Origin of the sequence: Paenibacillus sp. 79R4 (assembly GCF_013393165.1) — a bacterium.
Lineage (GTDB): Bacteria > Bacillota > Bacilli > Paenibacillales > Paenibacillaceae > Fontibacillus.
Window position 1 is genome coordinate 67,539 of sequence record NZ_QJOT01000017.1, and the last position, 19,259, is coordinate 86,797.

Genomic DNA, 19,259 nt, shown 5'->3' on the forward strand with positions numbered 1-19,259 from the left:
TTGTTATAATTCAATCCTTTGTTCGCAGCCATTTGATTAAATCCTCCGTAATCACCCGGTCAGATATAGATAGGCGCTTATTTGCTTCTTCATATGGAATCCTGCACTTCTCTACGTCGGCAAGCTTGCGCGTTGCAAGATCATAGCAGGAGCCGTTATCGAAGCGGCTATCCGGGGACGGAATGTAATATAGCTTGCCATCTGTGAAAGCGCCGGAGCGAAGCACGACAAAGCGTTCCTGACCGGACAATAGGTTGTTGCCCATCATATAGTAATTTTCGGTCGTGATACCGAGTAAATGCAATAATGAAGGCGCCATATCGAGCTGACCCGCAGGCTCGTCGTAAACCGCGGCATGTTGTCCATCAGGCAGATGAATCAATAGCGGAACCTGGTTCATGATTTGACTCATATCAAGACCGGTTAAGGATTTGCCGAGAAATTGCTCATAAGGTTCCTTGTCCTGGAGCGAGTTGTCATGATCTCCATAGAAAACAAGGATCGTATCGTCCCAAATTCCTTGCTGCTTCATTCCTTCTACCAGCTCGCCCAGCGCTGCATCCACGTAATGGACAGACTGCAGATAGTCGCCAAATATTGTGCCCTTGAAATCACCGGTATCCAGCTCTTGTATGTTGGCGGGAAGCGTGTAGGGATGATGACTTGATAAAGTAATCAGGAACGAATAGAAGGGCTGCGTTTCCTTGGACATCAGCTCCAGGGATTGGCGGAAGAAGGACTTGTCGCCAAGCGACCAGCCAATGGCCTCATCCATTTTGTAATCCGCTTGGCTGTAGAAATGATCATAATTCATCGCTTTATACATATTCAGACGGTTCCAAAAACTGCTTTCATAGGCGTGAAAGGCTCCGGTTTCATAGCCGTAATCCTTCAGAATACTGGGCAGTACATCATATTCATGGTCTGGAAAGCGAACAAATACCGATCCAGTAGGCAGCGGGTGCAGAGAGCTTTGTGATGAGAAATCGGCATCCGAGGTTCTGCCCTGTCCGGTTTGATGATAGAAATTGGAGTAGTACATGCTCTCCTGCATCAGACGATTGAAATTCGGCGTAATCTCCTGATCGCCAATCTTCTTGCCGATCATGAAATTCATGAAGGCCTCGGCCTGAACGACAATGATATTGCTGTCCTGGTAGGCACCGAAGGTCTCATTTGAAACAACGCGTCCTAATTTTGCCTGCTCGAACCACTGCTGTAATTCCTGCTGATCTTCAGCGCTAAGCTCCGGCTTGCCGCCAAGATGCTCCTTGGCATAGCGATAGACATCATAGTAATGGAATCCTAGCAGACCGGTAACATTATAGAGGGAAATATTCCACCAGCCGCCCTCAAATAAACCTGCGGCCCATGTCTTGGTATAATGGCGGATGGGGCCGAGCGTCATAGCGAAACCCAGGATGAATATAATGAGCCCGCTGGCCAATCGGCGGACTAACACGCGTCCCCAAGACGGCTTCTCCGGATATGAATAGGTCCGAGGCTGAGTATAGAGGGAACCCGATCGCAACGGATTGCGCAGTGTATGTCGCAGTCGCCATCGGCGTATCCCGAAGAATATCCCGGCAATCAACCCCAGCAGCAGATCAGCGCACAACCAAAGATCGGATGGATGGATAAGCGAGCGGATGCTGTCCCCAAGCTCGCCGACTTGACCCGCCTGCAGCAGAACCGGGATCGTAATGAAATCACCGAAGTAACGGTAATAGATCAGATCGGCAAAGATGAGGAAGCTAAGGATAAGGTCGAGGATCCAAAGGGCGGCCAAGCGTCCGCGCCGCGGCAGCCAGAATACCCAGAACGAGATCAGCATGACCGAGCCGATAGCAATCACGTCATCCAGCCGGCTCATATCGATATATCTGGCGTGCATGTTATTATGAAGCAGAACTAGTTTATAGAAGATTAGAAATAAAAAGACGATATAGGCAAAAAAACGGGCACGATACAAGCGTGTTAACAGGGCGCGTGGCCCCCTGTCCCGTGAATGACCCGGCATGAAATGCCAGCCTCCTTTCTAAATCGAACAAGCGGCCGCAGCAGCGTTGTCCGATCCATATTTAACAAGGAAAACCCTTCCCCCAGATTAATGTCTGGGTGGAAGGGGGCCGAGGTATTGCAGGTATTGGCACTCGATCCGACCGTTGAACAGCTTGCGGCGCTTGTCCGCCTTGCGGCCAAACTCATGCTCGAATTGCTTGGTCGGGGTAATCGCGAAGAAGGACCATGTCGGATGTTCCGCGCAAATTCGGCCGAGCTGGGAAATCAAGCGGCGGATTTCTTTCTCCTCCCCAATCCGTTCGCCGTAAGGAGGGTTCGTGATCATACATCCATAGTCGCCTTGAAGCTCGATCCTCGCCGCGGGAAGCCCCTGGAAAGTGACCTCTTTGGCAAGTCCAGCACTTTTGGCCGCCGCTTGGGCTACTTCAATCGCTTTCGGATCGATATCACTGCCGCTGATATTCAGCGGAATGTCATCGCGTACCAAGTCGATCGCTTCGTCCCGGGCGTCCTGCCACAGCTCCTGCGGAATGGCCGGCCAATTCTCTGAATTGAACGAGCGACGTAGTCCGGGAGCGATATTCCAGGCGATCATTGCCGCTTCAATCGGCAGCGTTCCTGATCCGCAGCAAGGATCATAGAAGGGGCGAGCCGGATTCTGATTCCAACGGCTGAGCAGAATAAGAGCTGCCGCCATCGTCTCCTTGAGGGGAGCTTCTGTAATCAGCTTGCGGTAACCGCGTTTATGCAGCGCAGGTCCCGTCGTGTCCAATGTCAACAGTGCAATATCATTTAGCAGGTTAACCTCAATCACATAACGGGGTCCATTCTCCTGGAACCATTCCGTGTGGTAGGATTGCTTCAGCTTCTCGACGATCGCTTTCTTGACGATGCCTTGGCTGGCAGGGACGCTGCTCAGCTGCGATTTATGGGATCTGCCCTCTACCGGGAATTCTCCATGCGCGGGAATCCAGTCCTGCCAAGGCAATGCCTTCGTGCCTTCGAACAATTCGTCAAAGGTGCGGGCCGGAAATTCTCCCATCTTGATGAGTACGCGGTCCGAGGTGCGCAGCCAGAGGTTGCAGCGGCAGATATCGATCAGGTCGCCTTTAAAAGTGACGCGCCCGTTCTCTACCTTCGTATCGGTGTAGCCCAAGTCTTTTAACTCGCGTGCCACGACGGCTTCCAGTCCCATCGGTGCAGTTGCGATCAATTCTAATTGTCTCGACATTCTCGTTAATCAACTCCGTATAAAGCTTGTAATTCCTGAACTATTTCTTGTAGGAAATGTGCAAAAACCATACAATTCAGTATAGGACAATGTCTCTCAAGTTACAAACTATTGTTGTCTGATAACAGCAATTTAACCTAGTTCGTTCAGAAGGGAGTGTGGATATATGATTACGCCTGAGCAGTACGGCGATGAATTGTATGCGGAAGACGAGGTATTAAGCAGAGTCACGCGTTCGCTTGAGGAACACGGAATTCAGGATGTCTCGATTGCGCCTGGCTATGGCAGGTTGCTGACTTTGCTGGCGAAGCTGGGCGGTGCGAAGCATGCGTTGGAGATCGGTGCCCTTGGCGGTTATAGCGGAATATGTCTGGCGAGAGGGCTTGGAGCAGATGGGCGTCTGGTGTCGCTGGAGATTAGCGAGGAGAATGCCAAGCTGGCTGGAAGCAATATGGAGATAGCCGGATATCGTCAAATAGCGGAATATATGGTTGGGCCCGCACTGGACAGTTTGGAGGTTCTGAAGCAGCGTGGAGAGAAGTTCGATTTTTTCCTGATCGATGCGGACAAAGGGAATTACCCGGCTTATCTCGAGTATGCAATTTCGCTGGCGTCACCGGGAGCGCTCATTGCCGGAGACAATACCCTGCTTAGAGGGAGAACGCTAAATACCGACAAGAACGGACCTTCGGTGATGGCCATGCGGAAATTTAATGAGCTGATCGCAACGGATGAACGCTTGATCAGCACGATGCTGCCGGCCTATGACGGCCTGGCGCTGGCGCTGGTGAAATAATCTCTATGCATGAGCCTTCGGCTTGGAATACAGCTTGGTTCTCACCCAGAGGGTATTCAACAGCAATAAAATACCGGAAATAATAAATAGCCCTTCAATGCCAATGAAGCCGGACAAAGTACCTCCGATCAGAGCGCCGAACATGTTGCCCAGAGCCAACGTACTGCTGTTGAAGCCAAAGGCCCGGCTCTCCATTCCGTCGGGGGTATAGAACCGGATCAGAGCGTTTACGCTCGGCAGAAGTCCTCCCATGAAGATACCCATCAGGAAGCGTACGATGACCAACTGCCAGACGCTCTGCACAAAGGCTTGAGGAATCAGCATCGCCGCGGCGCCAATCAGACAGAACGTCAATATGCGGTGTGCCCCGATCTTATCGCTGACCCGACCGAGTATCGGCGAGGTGATCATATTGGACATCCCGGTTACCGCGCTGACGAAGCCCGCCCAGAACGAGGCGTTCACCACGGTTCCATGTAGTTTCTCTACATATAGCGGCAGTAAAGTCATCGGGCTGATCATGGCGAACTGCAGCAGAAATGTTACAGCAAATAGAGCGGTTAGCTGCTGTGTCTTCGTTAATTCGCGCAGGCCTGCAAGCACGGAAATTTGCGGTGCTTGGGCCGCAGCTTCTTTATTGAAATTTTCGCGCACGAACAGCAGGCAAGCCAGAGAGGCAAGGAATAACAAGCTGCCGGTAATATAGAAAATCGGGCGGAATCCCACCCAATCGGCCAAAAGTCCGCCAATCAGCGGGCCAAGAATCGTACCTGCTACATTGCCGGACTGGATCGTTCCCATTGCGAAGCCCATTCTCTCCTTTGGCGCCGTTCCGGATATGAGCGATACCGCAGCCGGATTGAAGCCGGAGATCGTGCCGTTGAGCAGCCGGAGCAGGAGCAGATGCCAGGGCTGAGTAGCCAAGCCCATAAGGGCAATAACGATGGACATGCCGAATCCGGAGCGAAGGAGCATGACTTTTCTTCCATATTTATCAGCCAGCTTGCCCCACACCGGCTGAAAGATGAAGGAGGTCGCAAAGTTGGCTGCAAAGATGCTTCCGGCCCATAAGCCGATCGCATGCTCTCCGTGAACATTCAGATCTCTGGATAGGTAGAGAGACAGAAACGGAGTGATCATGGTCATTCCGGCATTAACGAGGAATGATCCAACCCAAAGCACAATGAGGTTTAATTTCCAGGTTTTCAGTTGTGCTTCACTTCCTTTCTGACTGTATTCTGGGTGTAATAAGATCATGAGCCCCAAAAGATTGTTTATCTAGTATACCACAATTGTCCAAAATCATCGGAGCAGTTGTCATATGATTGTCATGAGTTTTCCGAGTGTGATAGTTGTTACATCTAGGGAAAGAAGTCATAATGTATAATATAGAATTTTGATAATAGGAGGAGAAGTTGGTTGGCATATAACGATCGGTTTATTCGCGCATGCCGCAGGCAGGAGATCGATACGCTTCCCGTCTGGTACATGCGACAAGCAGGCAGGTATGACCCGGAATATCGCAAGATCAAAGAGAAGTACAGCTTGCTGGAGATTTGCCGTCAACCGGAGCTTGCCGCGGAGGTAACGATGATGCCAGTGCGCAAGCTTGGCGTGGATGCGGCTATTTTGTATTCGGATATTATGAACCCGGTTGCATCGTTGGGTATCGATTTTGATATCGTCAAGAATATTGGGCCGGTCATTGACAATCCGATTCGTTCAGAAGCGGATATCGACCGTCTGACTCCGATTGATGTCGAGCGTGATCTATCCCATATTTTAGAGACAATACGGATCCTTGACCGGGAGCTGGAGGTCCCGCTTATTACTTTTGCCGGGGCTCCATTTACGATTGCCAGCTACTTGATTGAAGGGCGTCCGTCCAAGAGCTACATACGTACCAAAAGTATGATGTATGGCGAGCCTGAGCTATGGGACAAGCTGATGTATAAGCTTGGAGATATGGTCATCGCCTATTTGAGAGCACATATTAATAATGGCGGCAAAGCGTTCCAGTTGTTTGATAGCTGGGTTGGCGCGCTGGCCAGACGGGATTTTGAACGATATGTATTGCCTACTATCACTCGTATTTTTGCCGAACTGTCCGATCTGGAGGTTCCAAAGATTTATTTTCCGGGCGTAAGTTCGGGGGAATTGCTGCCGGCTCTGACCGAGCTTCAGGCGGATGTAATTGGTCTTGACTGGCGCATATCAATTGAAGAGGGAAGACGCAGAACCGGAAGGAATTTTGCTGTACAAGGCAATTTGGATCCGTATGTTCTTACTGCGCCTATGCCTGTGATCAAGCAGTATGCCAAGGATATTATCGACCAGGGCATTCAGCAGCCGGGGTTTGTATTCAATCTCGGACACGGACTATTTCCTGAGGCATCGTTGGATAAGCTGCGGGAATTGACGGAATATGTACATGAATACTCACACCAGGCTATTGCCCAGCAAGAATAGATATTGGCTGTCTCAATTTAATGGATGAGGTGAACAAAAGCGTGAGTACAAAAATCGGCGTATTGGTGATGTCTTATGGCACACCGGAAAGTATGGATCAAGTAGAGACTTATTACACACATATACGGCGCGGGCATCCCCCGACTCCGGAGCAGCTTCAGGAACTGACAGAACGTTATGAGGCAATTGTTGGCGGCGTGTTCCCCCTGCGTGCGAATACAGATAAGCAGGTAGCCGCCTTGCAGGAGACGCTGGCTCAGCTGAACCAAGGTTCGGATCAGCAATTTGTCTGTTATCAGGGATTGAAGCATGCCCGTCCTTTTATCGAGGATGGCGTAGAGCAAATGGCTCGCGATGGTATTAAGCTGGCGGTCGGCATTGTACTCGCTCCGCATTATTCGGTGATGAGCATTGGCGGGTATATTAAGCGGGCTGAGGAGAAGGCGGCTGAGCTGGGCGTAAAGATGAGTTTCGTACATAGTTATCATCTGCATCCGAAGCTGATTAAGGCGTTCGCAGACCGGGTGTGTGCCAAGCTGGATCAGTTCAAAGAAGGCGGCGCTGACCGGGATCAGGTTAAAGTATTGTTCAGCGCGCATAGTCTGCCTGAACGCATCCTGAAGATGGGAGATCCGTATCAGGATCAACTGTTGGAGACAGCGGGGGCCGTAGCAGCGGAAGCCGGCGTGAATAACTGGCAATTCACATGGCAGAGTGCGGGTCGTACAGCCGATCCATGGCTGGGGCCTGACATTCTCGATACGCTTCGCAGCTTAAGCCAAGAACAGGTAGAGGATATTCTTGTGGCTCCGGTAGGATTCGTATCGGATCACCTGGAAGTGTTATATGATCTTGATATTGAAGCGAAGACGATTGCCAAGGAGTTGGATATGCGCCTCGAGCGTATCGAATCTTTGGGAACCGATCCGCTTTATATGGAGACGTTGGCTGAGTGCGTGATGAAACAAGCAACAGATTTGAAATAGATTCCTAAATCTATTGCCAAAGTAGTTTCATTAATGTAACAAACGTGAAATTATGAACCCTTCCCTGTAAAATAGGCGAAGGGTTCTATTTATTTGTAGTGCCCTGATATAATAAAATCAATGATGTCTTGAACAAATCATGTTTTCAAAGGAGTCTCATGGATGTATCCACCAAGATCTGAAAAAAATAAAAAACGAAAACAAGAGCAGGAACGCCGCTTAAGCCGTTTTTGGCTGGCGGTGAACGGCCTTCTGATCTTTATTATTATTGTGCTAGGGACTTATTACTATCTTGATTATCGTACGGTCCAGGGAAATAGCAGGAATGTAGAGCAGCAGGAGCAGACCGATCCGGGTCTGTATGAGATGCCGGATGTTTCCCAGCATGAGAATGAGCCGTCAAATGAAGGCGAGGATAGTTCCGCTCAGGCTGATTCCGCTTTGAATGCGGATGGGCAGAATGACTCATCCACGGACGGATTGCTGGACGATACGGAGCAGGGATCCGGCAACACAGTCGATGCTGATCTGAACGGCGATCTGGAGCCGACACCAGAGGAGACGGTCTCTGGCGATCAGGTATTGATCCATTTTGCCGGAGACACGATCTTCTCCGGAAATGTGGCCAAAGTCCTAGAGAAGCAGGGGTATGATTATCCTTATCAGTATGTTAAGGAGCTGTTCCAGAGTGACGACCTCACCGTGCTCAACCTGGAGACGCCAGTGACGTATGGAGGAACCGCTGCTGAAGACAAGACATTCGTATTCAAGTCCTCGCCGAAGGCGCTTGAAGAGATGGTCAAGGCCGGTGTTGATGCAGTTAATCTGGCCAACAACCATACCCTTGATCAAGGGGTGGAAGGGCTGCTGGATACGATTCAGCATTTGAAGGACAATAAGATCCGATATGTCGGTGCGGGCAGAAATAGCGATGAGGCATATGCGCCGATCTACTTCGAACGCAAAGGGATGAAGATTGCGCTTTGCGGATTTAGCCGTGTGATCCCGCAGGCAGACTGGGCTGCTACTAAGAAGAACGCCGGAGTTGCAGCCGTATATGATTCCACTCTCGCGGTGAAAGCCATTAAGGAGGCTCGCAAGAAGGCGGATCTGGTGCTAGTCGTCACTCATTGGGGCAAGGAGAGGGTGACCAAGCTGGAGGAACATCAGACGAATCTGTCCCACACCTTCATCGATGCCGGCGCTGATCTGGTCATCGGCGGTCATCCCCATGTAATGCAAGGAATTGAGAATTATAAGGGCAAATGGGTAGTGTACAGCACGGGGAATTTTATTTTTACGAAATCGAATGATCCGAAGACCTGGGAAACAGCGGTATTCTCGGCGAAATGCAGCAAGAATGGAGACTGCAAATTAAAGCTGACCCCTTATCTCACGGAGATTGGCCAGCCGGTTCCGATGAATGAGCAGGATGGGGCCAAAATGCTGAAGGACATAGAGGTTTTATCGCCGGGAATTAAGATCGATGCTTCCGGGGAAGTAAGAAAGAAATCTTGATGAGTGAACGAACATAGTGCTTATTGAATTATCCGCCGATCTGTTTATGGGTCGGCATTTTTAATTGGAGATTTCTAGGGCTTGTAAACGGAGCGTTGACATAAGTCACAGATACTTGCAAAAAGGTAGGTTTCTATGTCACAATCGACATAGGTACGCTGAATTCCGCTCTGGATATTCGTGCGAAAGATGACAACGGGTACGAAAAGGGGCTGACAACCATTTCCTCAGGGTACAGGCCGCCTGGCGCTCGTTGTTTTTTGCTTATTTTCTGCAAATATATTTGTACATAGATTTAACCATATCAACAAATGAAAGTTCAACGGAAACGGTTTTCAGCACCGAAGCTTACGGTTCCAAGGTGCGTTTTTGCAAAACACTTTTGTGAGATGAAGCTGGAGCGAAGAGCTGAGCTGCTAAAATTCCATATTGCAAGAAAATCTTCCTTTTGATTCACGGACTCGGGGCTGCTCTTTAATTGAACGGCTGCGATCGGTTTTCTTATCAAAAGTGGATTTCCTGAACTACCTCTTAATCTAAAGGAGAAATCTATAGTGAATAAAACAATCGCTAATGTATATTGCGTAGGACGCAACTATCAACTGCATGCTGAGGAATTAGGCAATGCTGTGCCCAAGGAACCGATGATATTTATGAAGCCGTCCCATGCGGTCGTGCCAATGACGGGTGCTCGGCTTGATCTGCCACCAGATCAGGGGGAGGTTCATTATGAGACAGAACTCGTATTGCGCATCGCACGGGAATATAAGCCGGGGATGTCCGTCGATGAACTCGTTGATGTGATGGCGCTCGGCATTGATTTCACATTGCGTGATGTCCAGACTGAGCTGAAGGCCAAAGGACATCCCTGGACGGCGGCTAAGGCATTCCGCGGCTCCGCCCCGATGACCCCTTACATCGCCTTTCCGGGTACGGAAGAGACGGCGAAGGAGAACTTTATTCTGCGCAAGAATGGTGAGATTGTTCAGCGCGGCAATATCGCTAATATGATCTTTCCGCTGCAGCGAATTATCGATTTCGTGGCTGAACGTTATGGTCTGGGCGAAGGTGACCATATCTTTACGGGGACTCCGGAGGGAGTTGGCCCGGTATATCAGGGTGACCAACTGGAAATCTCCTATGGCTCCCAAGTACTTGGCAGCTGTGTGATCGGGAGCGGGCCGACAGCTTCGGGACGGTCGTAATGATAGATTGGATTATTGGGGCATTATGCGCCCTATTGATTGCCGGAGCTGCTTATTGGAAGAAGTCCTTATCTCTATCAGGGGCTGTGGCTGCTGTCATGATGGGCACGGTATATTATGCAGCCGGTAATTTATTTTGGTTCGGGATATTGATCCTCTTCTTCGTGACCTCCTCCATATTCTCCAAGCTTCGCGGCGATCGCAAGGCTGAGCTGGAGAAATCCTATGCCAAGAGCGGACGGCGTGACGCTGGCCAAGTCTTGGCAAATGGCGGGCTTGGGATGGCTGCTTGCATATTAAATGCGCTGTGGCCGAATCCAGTCTGGGGATACTTTTTTATCGGTACGATGGCTGCTGTAACAGCGGATACATGGGCTACAGAGTGGGGTGGACTAAGCAAAAGACCTCCTCGTTCCGTAGTGAACTGGAGGGTTGTTCCACCGGGAACATCCGGCGGGGTCTCTTCATTAGGCAGTATGGCAGCGCTGATTGGCGCCGGGGTTATTGGGGGGGCCGCTTGGGTGCTGCTGAGATGGACCGGAGGTATGCAGGGCGCGATGCAAGGCTTAATATCGATCGGGTTATGGAAATGGATTGTTATCGGCGGAGCGTCGGGATTTGCCGGCGCGATGGCGGATTCATTGCTGGGGGCAACGGTACAGAAGATGTTCCGCTGTGAAGTATGCGGCAAGATCGTCGAGGTTGGCGAGCATTGCGGGCGACCGACCGCAGCGGCGCGTGGATGGAGCTGGATGAACAATGATGCGGTAAATCTGATCAGCTCAGTGGCAGCTGGATTCATTGCCTGGGGATTGGGAGCTTTTTTGGCCTAGCTAGGCGTTTACCTATCAGTAATCTCGTATTAATCGAACAGAAAAGTAGGGAAATCACTTATGAATATCATGACAGTAGAGCATTTGACGAAAACCTATGGCGAGAAGGTCCTGTTCCAGGACGCTTCCTTCGGAATGGATGAGCACGATAAAATCGGTGTAATCGGGGTAAATGGGACGGGGAAATCAACATTCCTGCGCATCATTGCCGGACTTGATCAGGCCGATGAGGGCAAGATTGCTATCAATCGGGATGTCCGGGTTGCCTATCTGGCCCAGAACCCGGAATTTGACCCTGAGCTTACGGTGCTTAGAGCGGTATTTCAGGGGGAGGATGCGCAGCTGCAGGTCATATCAGAATATATGGAGGCCATGGAGCTGCTGGAAATGCTGCCAGGTGACCAGGGGCTTGCGGAGCGTGTAACCCGATTAACGCAGGAGATGGATCGGACCTCGGCTTGGAATCTGGAGAATGAGGCCAAGACAGTTCTATCCAAGCTTGGGATTACCGATTTCAGCCAGAAGATCGGTAGTATGTCCGGCGGCCAGCGGAAGCGGGTAGCCTTAGCGTCCGCGTTAATCATTCCTTCGGAGCTGCTGATTATGGATGAGCCTACGAACCATCTCGATAATGATACGGTCGGCTGGCTAGAATCCTTCTTGCAGAAGCGCCGCGGTGCTCTTTTGCTGATTACGCATGATCGGTATTTCCTTGATCGGGTCTGCAATGTCATGCTGGAGCTGGATCATGGGCGTCTGTTCCGTTATGAAGCGAACTACAGCCGTTTTCTGGAGCTGAAGAGCGAACGGGAGGAGCGGGAGGCAGCATCGGAGCAGAAGCGGCAAAATCTGCTGCGCACCGAGCTGGCCTGGATTCGCCGCGGTGCGAAGGCACGCTCCACGAAGCAGCGGGCGAGAATTGAGCGCTTTGAGAAGCTGCAGTCGCAGGTGACGGAATATAAGAGTGACTCTGTAGATATTTCCGTCGCTTCCACCCGGCTGGGGCGCAAAATTCTCGAGATCAGCGATTTGAGCAAATCCTTCGGGGAGCGCCAGTTAATCTACGGCTTGAATTATACGGCAGTGCCCGGAGACAGTGTCGGGATTATCGGTCTGAACGGAAGCGGCAAATCGACGCTGCTCAACATGATTGCCGGGCGTATTCAGCCTGATGCGGGTGAGATTGAGCTTGGTACGACGGTCAAGCTGGGCTACTATACACAGGAGCATCAGGAAATGGACGGTAAGATGCGTGTCCTTGATTATATTAAGGAAGAAGCAGAGCTTGTAACTACGGCGGATGGTTCGCGCATTAGCGCCAGCCAAATGCTGGAGCGCTTCCTATTCACGGGCGCGATGCAATGGACGCCGATCGAGAAGCTGTCCGGCGGAGAGAGAAGACGGCTCTATCTGCTACGCGTACTGATGAGCGCGCCAAACGTTCTGCTGCTGGACGAACCCACCAATGATTTGGATATTCAGACCTTGACTGTATTGGAAGCCTATCTGGATGAATTTCCGGGTGCTGTATTCACAGTATCTCATGACCGTTATTTCCTTGACCGTACCGTAGATAAGATTATGGCCTTTGAAGGCGATGGAAAAGTAGCTGTTCACGTTGGGGATTATAGTGACTATCAGGAGCGTGTACAGCGTGGTGACCTTGGCGGCGGCCACGATGCGGAGCCGGAGCGTGGCGGATCAGGCAAAGGCAGCGGCAGCGGTGGGAATGCGAGCCGGAATGGCAGCGGCAGCCTAAACGGAGCGGCTGCTCAGGATGAGGCTGCTGGAACCGATGGCCGTGCTGCGCGCACGGAGCGGCTCAAGTTCAGCTACAACGAACAGCGCGAGTATGAAGCGATCGATGGGAAGATCGAGGCGACAGAAGCGCGGCTGACTGAGATTAGCGTGGAAATGGAGCAAGCCGCTAGTGATGCAGCAAGGCTTCAGGAACTGATGCAGGAGCAACAGACGGCAGAAGCAGAGCTGGAGCATTTGATCGAGCGTTGGACCTATCTGAACGAGCTTGCTGAGAAGATCGAGAGCCAGCGTAATCAATAGATTAAGCCTGGCGTTGCTTGGCTTGTAACCTAGGCCCTGTAAACCGCGCAATTCGTAGTAAAAAATATAACTTCGCGATTGTGATGGTGGGTTGCTGTCCAGCGAGGGCATTGCCTTTACCAGCTCAAAACTTGCATTTTTGCAGGTTTTGAGCTGTTTTGCTATGGATGAATACGCACCGGGTAAAAAGACGCCCCTGTCCCATTTATACTGGGGTTAGAGGCGTCTTATTTATATCTATCGCTATAGATCGCGGCGCAATCACGCTTACTCTGTAACGTAGGCAGCGAGCAGTTTGGCTGTATTAATAACCGCTTGTTTATGCGTCCGTTCCATGGCATGGGAGGCATGAACGCCCGGCCCGATCAGAGCGGCGCGGATGTTATTGCCGGCGCGCAGGGCAGCGGAAGCGTCCGAGCCGTAATGCGGATAAATATCAACCGCGTACGGGATTTCAAGCTGCTTGGCCAGCTCGATCAATCGGCCAGTCATATCGTAATCATAAGGGCCGCTGGAATCCTTGGGGCAGATCGACACATCGGTCTCCTTGCAGCTGAGATCATCGCCCATTGCCCCCATATCAACGGCAACCATCTCATTGATGCCCTCCGGCAGCCAAGCTGCACCATGACCGACTTCTTCATAATTGGAGAGGAGGAATACGAGGTCGTGCTTTGGCATCCAGCCTTCGCGCCTGCTCGATTCGATCAGTCCAAACAGAGCGGCAACGCTGGCTTTGTCATCCAGATGACGGGATTTTACATATCCGCTTGGCGTGATGACGGCCCGGGAATCGAAGGAGATGAAGTCTCCCACGGAAATCCCAAGCTTCAAAACATCCTCTTTATTCTCCACCCGTTCATCGATGCGAACCTCCATATTGGCTTCTTCCCGCTTGTAGGTACGGGCATCATCGTATACATGTACGGAAGGGTGCTGGGATAGAATCGTTCCGGTATATTTCTTGCCATCACGAGTATGAATGATACAGTATTCGTTCTCGATGCTGTTCATCAAGAAGCCGCCAACCGAGGTTAGCTTCAGCGTTCCGGTCGAGGTAATCGAGCGGACCATTGCTCCAAGCGTGTCAATATGCGCGCTCAGCGCGATGCGGCGGGACGAATCGCTGCCCTTCAAGGTGAGCAAAGCGCCGCCTTTCTCATTCAGGGAGAAAGGGACACCTAACGATTCGGCTTCAGCGCGGACAAGCCCGATGGCTTCATGTGTATACCCGGTCGGGCTTGGCGTATCTAGCAATCTTTTTAAGAGATCCAAAATATAAGCTTCATTGGGCTTTATATTCATATTTACAATCCTCCATCGTTCAATCAAGTGCTGTCAGCTTGAGACTGTGCGATTCAGTTCGCAAGTCTACTTGTGGTTCATTTCCCAGATGAGAGAAATGGCCGATTAGCTGTTGGTTGTAGGCTGTTCTTCAGCAGGCAATTCTTCCGGCTTTGCTTCCGGAAAAACATAGCCTGTAGCTTCCTGAATATGTACAAGCTTGGCATTCAGTGTTTTGACTTGCTTCTGCAGGCGGTAGCCGCGGAAAATGCCGAAGGAACCAACGATTATGCCGCCGAGCAGCGTACAACCAAGGATAAGCAGAATTTTCGGCAGGCTTACCGTTCCAAACAGTAGGTTCACATCGACCATGTCCACATTAATTACAGCAAAGACAGCAGTAATCAACGCAAATATCAAAGCGAGAATAAGAGACCATTGGATTTTCATGAGGGAACACCTCCTTCTTATTGACAGTATAAAATCCCTCTCCCACAAGGGGCAAGGGATTTTTTGGCGATGTTATGTGAGGAGGGGCCAAACGGCTATTATTTCGTCAGCTCTTCCATTTGTTTGATAACATCTTCGAACACGCTCATCGCTTCGCGGATTGGCTGAGGAGACGACATGTCGACTCCGGCTTTGCTCAGAATGTTAATGGAGTAATCGCTGCCCCCGCTCTTCAGGAAGCCGAGATACTTATCGACCGCAGGCTTGCCTTCATCAAGAATTTTCTTGGAAAAGCTGGTAGCTGCGGAGAAGCCGGTCGCATATTTGTACACATAGAAGCTGGTGTAGAAATGCGGAATCCGTGCCCATTCCATCTCGATATCTTGATCGACCTTCATTTCATTGCCATGATATTTCACATTGAGATCGTAGTAGATGGACGACAATTCTTGCGGTGTCAATGACTCACCAGCCTCAGCACGCTCATGCACAATCTTCTCGAACTCGGCGAACATGGTCTGACGGAAGATCGTCGTACGGAACTGATCCGCATAATAGGTCAGCAGATAGAGCTTTTGCTTCGGATCGGTGGACTTCTTCAGCAAGTAATCCATCAGTAATGCTTCATTCGTCGTCGAAGCCACTTCGGCCAGGAAGATGGTGTACTGCGCATCCCGGTATTTCAGAGCTTCGTCTGAGAAATAGGAGTGTAGGGCATGACCCATCTCATGCGCCAGGGTGAACATGCTGTTCAGGTTGTCCTTGTGGTTAAGCAGAACATATGGATGTGTGCCGTAGGCGCCCCAACTATACGCGCCGGTCCGTTTGCCTTCGTTCTCATATACATCGATCCAGCGGTGCTCAAAGCCTTGGCGCAGCACTTGAAGGTATTCCTCGCCAAGCGGCTTCAACCCATCAAGAACGGTCTGCTTGGCCTCATCATAAGTGATATCCCATTTATATTCTTCGACTAGTGGAGCGAACAAATCGTACATATGCAGTTCATCCACGCCCAGCAGCTTCTTGCGCAGCTTCATGTAACGGTGCAGAAGCGGAAGGCTCTCATGGATGGTGTCGATAAGATTGGTGTAAACCTCTTTGGGAATATTGTCACCATGCAGATACATTTCCAGCACGGAAGGGTATTTGCGAACGCGGGAATAGAACATATTCTTGTTCACATTCGCACTAAGGGTAGCGGCAATCGTATTCTTTTGCTTGGCATAAGTCTCATAGACGGCCTTAAAGGCACGGCGGCGGACATCCCGGTTCGGGTTCTCCAAATATTGAATATAGCTGCCATGGGTAAGCGGAACTTCCTTGCCGTTCTCATCCTCGATGTTCGGGAATTTCATATCGGCGTTGTTGATCATGCCAAAAATGCTTTGCGGCGCCTGAGACAGATTGCCAACCTGAGCAAGCAGCGCTTCTTCAGTCTTGCTAAGAACATGGGCTTTCTCGCGTTTGATCTCTTGGAGCGTGAACTTATAGTCGGCCAGCTCAGGGCTATCGATTAGCGCATCTAGCTCCTTCTCAGGAAGGGACAGAATTTCAGGAGTGATGAAGGATAATGCCTCGCTCACCTCAACGCTTAATTTCTTGGCTTTTTGCAGCAGTGCCTGATATGTAGGATTGGTAGTGTCTTCATCGTGATGAAGATGAGCATACACGTATAGACGCTCAAGCTTGAGAGAAATGTCATCCTCGAGTACGAACACTTCCTTGATGACTTGCGGAGTGTTTAATTTGCCTTCGTATTCCGACGTCTTCTTCTTTAATTCCTTTAATTCATTGTAGGATGCGTCCCAGGACTGCTGGCCTGTGAACAGGTCATTAAGCTCCCAAGTATTGTTTGCCTCAACTGCGGATCGTTTTGGTAATGTGCTCATTGGTATCCTCCTCTGTTTTGGATGAGATGAAGTTGCAGATGCTGGTTGTTGAAAAGCGGTGTCAGCGAAAATTCCGGAGAACAGCAGGCAGCCGGATAGCAAGAGAGGAAGTATGGAATGTTGGTTCAAGTTGGGAGTACCCTCCTATTCAGAGGTAGTTCAAAAGAGTGCTGAAAATCGGGCTTTTTGAACATACACTGTTAATTTATAGGAGTTAGTATATCCTCACTTGGTGAGTTCTATTTGCCGGCAGCTATCCTTCGGAACTTTGAATCAACCCAGATTCCAAAAACTGTAAACGATTAAAATAAAGGCTGCCACGATCATGAATATAGAGGTGATGGCAAGTCCGCGTTTCAGTTTGGGCGGGATGGAATTTTTATTTAAAATCACTACAAGCCCAAGACAGAATGCGCAAATAATGAAGATTAGATAAGTGCTCTCCATGAAAATACTCGCTTTCTACATATTTTAGAATCGCAGCCGCCAGTTGGGGGCCGCGATTGCACACCAGTTAAAAGTGTCTTCGGACAGGCCTTCTAGACGAGCTTGAAAGCGTCCATAATCTCTTTCCATTCCTCTTCCCGGTCTACGAAGTCCTCCTTCGGGAACCGGTCAGCAGCCCATTTCATGAGGGCGGGGCGGCTTAGAAATGTATGTGTTTCCTCGCCCCATTGGTCCGAAATCTCACGCAGAATAATGTACTTGCCTTGCACCTCTACAGTCATCATATTCCATTTGTCGCGTTTGTATATTTGATGTTTTTTTATCATTATGACTCTCCGATCTGTACATCATTTGTGACGATAAATTGCTTATGATTTTTATCATCTTGAAGTGGAACATTTTTATGAAAATGATAACGTACTATATGAAGGAAAGCAAATAAAAAAGGGGCTTGTCCGGATAGAATTAAAAGATTTTTTAGCAAAATGACACGTTGCATTGTTTATGGGCATAGAGTATAATATGGTTATTCGTCAATGATGGCGATTATTTTTAGGAGGTTGTTCATTTGAAAGGTACAGTTAAATGGTTTAACGCAGAGAAAGGCTATGGCTTTATTCAAGTAGAAGGCGGCGAAGACGTATTCGTACATTTCTCCGCAATCCAAGGCGACGGATTCAAAACTTTGGACGAAGGCCAAGCCGTTGAGTTCGAAATCACTGAGGGCAACCGTGGTCCTCAAGCTGCTAACGTAATCAAATTATAAGATCTATTCCGTTTAACGGATCACTTATAAAGTTTGGTTCCAAGCGCGATAATGAAAGACACAGCTCTAATTAGGGCTGTGTTTTTTTGCGTTTGAAGCCTGGTGAAGATGCTGGCAATTTGCCTGCTTCCTTACAGCAGCAAGCGGCGCCTCGATATCGACACTTGTAACATGCCTCCGATGGCGAGGCGCCGGGTTTTGTGTATAATGCGCAGTTGCGCAGATAATCTCAAGTGGACTATGTTTCTAACCGAAACTACAGGGCGCTGTTGAGATGAAATCACGGGCACTTCAAGTTTAACGAAACTGTGGGCGTGATTGACTCAGACCCGGGCACTTCAGGTTTAACGAAACTGTGGGCGTGATTGACCCAGACCCATGCACTTCAAGTTTAACGAAACTATGGGCGTGATTGACCCAGACCCATGCACTTCAAGTTTAACGAAACTATGGGCGTTATTGACTCAGACCCGGGCACTTCAAGTTTAACGAAACTATGGGCGTTATTGACTCAGACCCGGGCACTTCAAGTTTAACGAAACTACAGAGCGTTATTGGCCTAAAATCAAGGGCATTTTAAATCTAGCGAAACTACAGAACGTTATTTACTCAAAAAACAGGCTTTTGGTCGGTTTTTAGCCCAAATAGCGATACACAGTTTCGTTACAATTTTCAGGAGCTCTTTTTAGCTCGAATAGCGATACTACGTTTCGTTAGAGAACGGCGGGGTACGAAGGGGAGCAGGAAAATAGCTGAACGAGTTGAATTCCCGGAAATTACTGGGGAAAGCCCAATGTCAGAAATACCAGCAGGAACAGAAGGACCAGGGATATCAGCAAGGTCGGCAGTAACGGCAGCAACGGCACATCAGGAGAACAGTAATACCAGCAAATCGGCAGTATCGGAAAAATCAGCAAAGACCAGCAATATCGGTAATAACAGTAACCGGAACTTCGGCAACATCAGTAATATCAGTTAGACCCGGAATATCAGCAATAACAGCAGTAACGGCAACATTAGCAGTACCAGTAACATCAGCAATACCGGCAAAGTCAGCAATATCGGCAAGACCAGTATTATCAACAATATCAGCAACATGGGTAAGACCAGCAATACCGGGCACTTCAAGTTTAACGAAACTACAGAACGCTATTTACTCAAAAAACAGGCTTTTGGTCGGTTTTTAGCCCAAATAGCGATACACAATTTCGTTACAATTTTCAGGAGCTCTTTTTAGCTCGAATAGCGATACTACGTTTCGTTAGAGAACGGCGGGGTACGAAGGGGAGCAGGAAAATAGCT

General features: G+C 49.6%; 16 protein-coding genes. 8 read left to right on the forward strand and 8 right to left on the reverse strand.

Features of this window, described 5'->3' with window-relative positions; all coding sequences use genetic code 11:
- Positions 1–10 precede the first annotated feature (10 nt).
- Positions 11–2,020 carry an LTA synthase family protein gene (locus DMN77_RS20000; protein ID WP_179016125.1) on the reverse strand — a complete coding sequence of 670 codons (2,010 nt, stop codon included), beginning with the start codon at positions 2,018–2,020 and terminating at the stop codon, positions 11–13.
- 87 nt (positions 2,021–2,107) lie between these two features.
- Positions 2,108–3,253, reverse strand: coding sequence for a THUMP domain-containing class I SAM-dependent RNA methyltransferase (locus tag DMN77_RS20005; RefSeq protein ID WP_068780372.1), 1,146 nt, complete (start codon positions 3,251–3,253; stop codon positions 2,108–2,110).
- A gap of 166 nt (positions 3,254–3,419) precedes the next feature.
- Between DMN77_RS20005 and DMN77_RS20010 the strand changes: the two genes are divergently transcribed.
- The gene (locus tag DMN77_RS20010; protein ID WP_068780373.1) at positions 3,420–4,049 is read left to right on the forward strand and encodes a class I SAM-dependent methyltransferase; all 630 of its coding nucleotides are present in this window, start codon (positions 3,420–3,422) and stop codon (positions 4,047–4,049) included.
- Positions 4,050–4,052: 3 nt separating this feature from the next.
- Here the strand turns inward: DMN77_RS20010 and DMN77_RS20015 are convergent, their stop codons facing one another.
- Positions 4,053–5,306, reverse strand: coding sequence for an MFS transporter (locus tag DMN77_RS20015; protein ID WP_068780374.1), 1,254 nt, complete (start codon positions 5,304–5,306; stop codon positions 4,053–4,055).
- 162 nt (positions 5,307–5,468) lie between these two features.
- Between DMN77_RS20015 and hemE the strand changes: the two genes are divergently transcribed.
- From hemE to DMN77_RS20045, 6 genes are all read left to right on the forward strand, one after another.
- Positions 5,469–6,518, forward strand: coding sequence for a uroporphyrinogen decarboxylase (gene hemE, locus DMN77_RS20020; RefSeq protein ID WP_068780375.1), 1,050 nt, complete (start codon positions 5,469–5,471; stop codon positions 6,516–6,518).
- A gap of 41 nt (positions 6,519–6,559) precedes the next feature.
- Positions 6,560–7,504: a ferrochelatase gene (gene hemH, locus DMN77_RS20025; RefSeq protein WP_179016126.1), complete on the forward strand. Its 945-nt coding sequence runs from the start codon at positions 6,560–6,562 to the stop codon at positions 7,502–7,504.
- 162 nt (positions 7,505–7,666) lie between these two features.
- Positions 7,667–9,022 carry a CapA family protein gene (locus tag DMN77_RS20030; RefSeq protein ID WP_068780377.1) on the forward strand — a complete coding sequence of 452 codons (1,356 nt, stop codon included), beginning with the start codon at positions 7,667–7,669 and terminating at the stop codon, positions 9,020–9,022.
- A 554-nt stretch (positions 9,023–9,576) separates the two neighbouring features.
- Positions 9,577–10,227 (forward strand): fumarylacetoacetate hydrolase family protein, encoded by a 651-nt coding sequence (locus DMN77_RS20035; RefSeq protein WP_179016127.1) that lies wholly within the window; start codon positions 9,577–9,579, stop codon positions 10,225–10,227.
- 2 nt (positions 10,228–10,229) lie between these two features.
- The gene (locus DMN77_RS20040; RefSeq protein WP_068780506.1) at positions 10,230–11,060 is read left to right on the forward strand and encodes a DUF92 domain-containing protein; all 831 of its coding nucleotides are present in this window, start codon (positions 10,230–10,232) and stop codon (positions 11,058–11,060) included.
- A 60-nt stretch (positions 11,061–11,120) separates the two neighbouring features.
- A complete protein-coding gene (locus DMN77_RS20045) occupies positions 11,121–13,121 on the forward strand; it encodes an ABC-F family ATP-binding cassette domain-containing protein (protein WP_179016128.1) in 2,001 nt (666 codons plus the stop codon).
- Positions 13,122–13,388: 267 nt separating this feature from the next.
- Here the strand turns inward: DMN77_RS20045 and DMN77_RS20050 are convergent, their stop codons facing one another.
- The 4 genes from DMN77_RS20050 to DMN77_RS20065 form a co-directional block, all read right to left on the reverse strand.
- Positions 13,389–14,426 carry a M42 family metallopeptidase gene (locus tag DMN77_RS20050; protein WP_179016129.1) on the reverse strand — a complete coding sequence of 346 codons (1,038 nt, stop codon included), beginning with the start codon at positions 14,424–14,426 and terminating at the stop codon, positions 13,389–13,391.
- A 105-nt stretch (positions 14,427–14,531) separates the two neighbouring features.
- On the reverse strand, positions 14,532–14,855 hold the full coding sequence (locus tag DMN77_RS20055; protein ID WP_068780382.1) for a LapA family protein: 324 nt from the start codon (positions 14,853–14,855) through the stop codon (positions 14,532–14,534).
- Between the two features lie 98 nt (positions 14,856–14,953).
- Entirely contained in the window at positions 14,954–16,744 is a 1,791-nt protein-coding gene (gene pepF, locus DMN77_RS20060) for an oligoendopeptidase F (RefSeq protein WP_068780383.1), read from the reverse strand.
- A 539-nt stretch (positions 16,745–17,283) separates the two neighbouring features.
- Positions 17,284–17,517: a hypothetical protein gene (locus DMN77_RS20065; RefSeq protein ID WP_068780384.1), complete on the reverse strand. Its 234-nt coding sequence runs from the start codon at positions 17,515–17,517 to the stop codon at positions 17,284–17,286.
- 242 nt (positions 17,518–17,759) lie between these two features.
- Between DMN77_RS20065 and DMN77_RS20070 the strand changes: the two genes are divergently transcribed.
- On the forward strand, positions 17,760–17,957 hold the full coding sequence (locus DMN77_RS20070; protein WP_068780385.1) for a cold shock domain-containing protein: 198 nt from the start codon (positions 17,760–17,762) through the stop codon (positions 17,955–17,957).
- 910 nt (positions 17,958–18,867) lie between these two features.
- Here the strand turns inward: DMN77_RS20070 and DMN77_RS20075 are convergent.
- Positions 18,868–19,080 (reverse strand): hypothetical protein, encoded by a 213-nt coding sequence (locus DMN77_RS20075; protein WP_179016130.1) that lies wholly within the window; start codon positions 19,078–19,080, stop codon positions 18,868–18,870.
- Positions 19,081–19,259 lie beyond the last annotated feature (179 nt).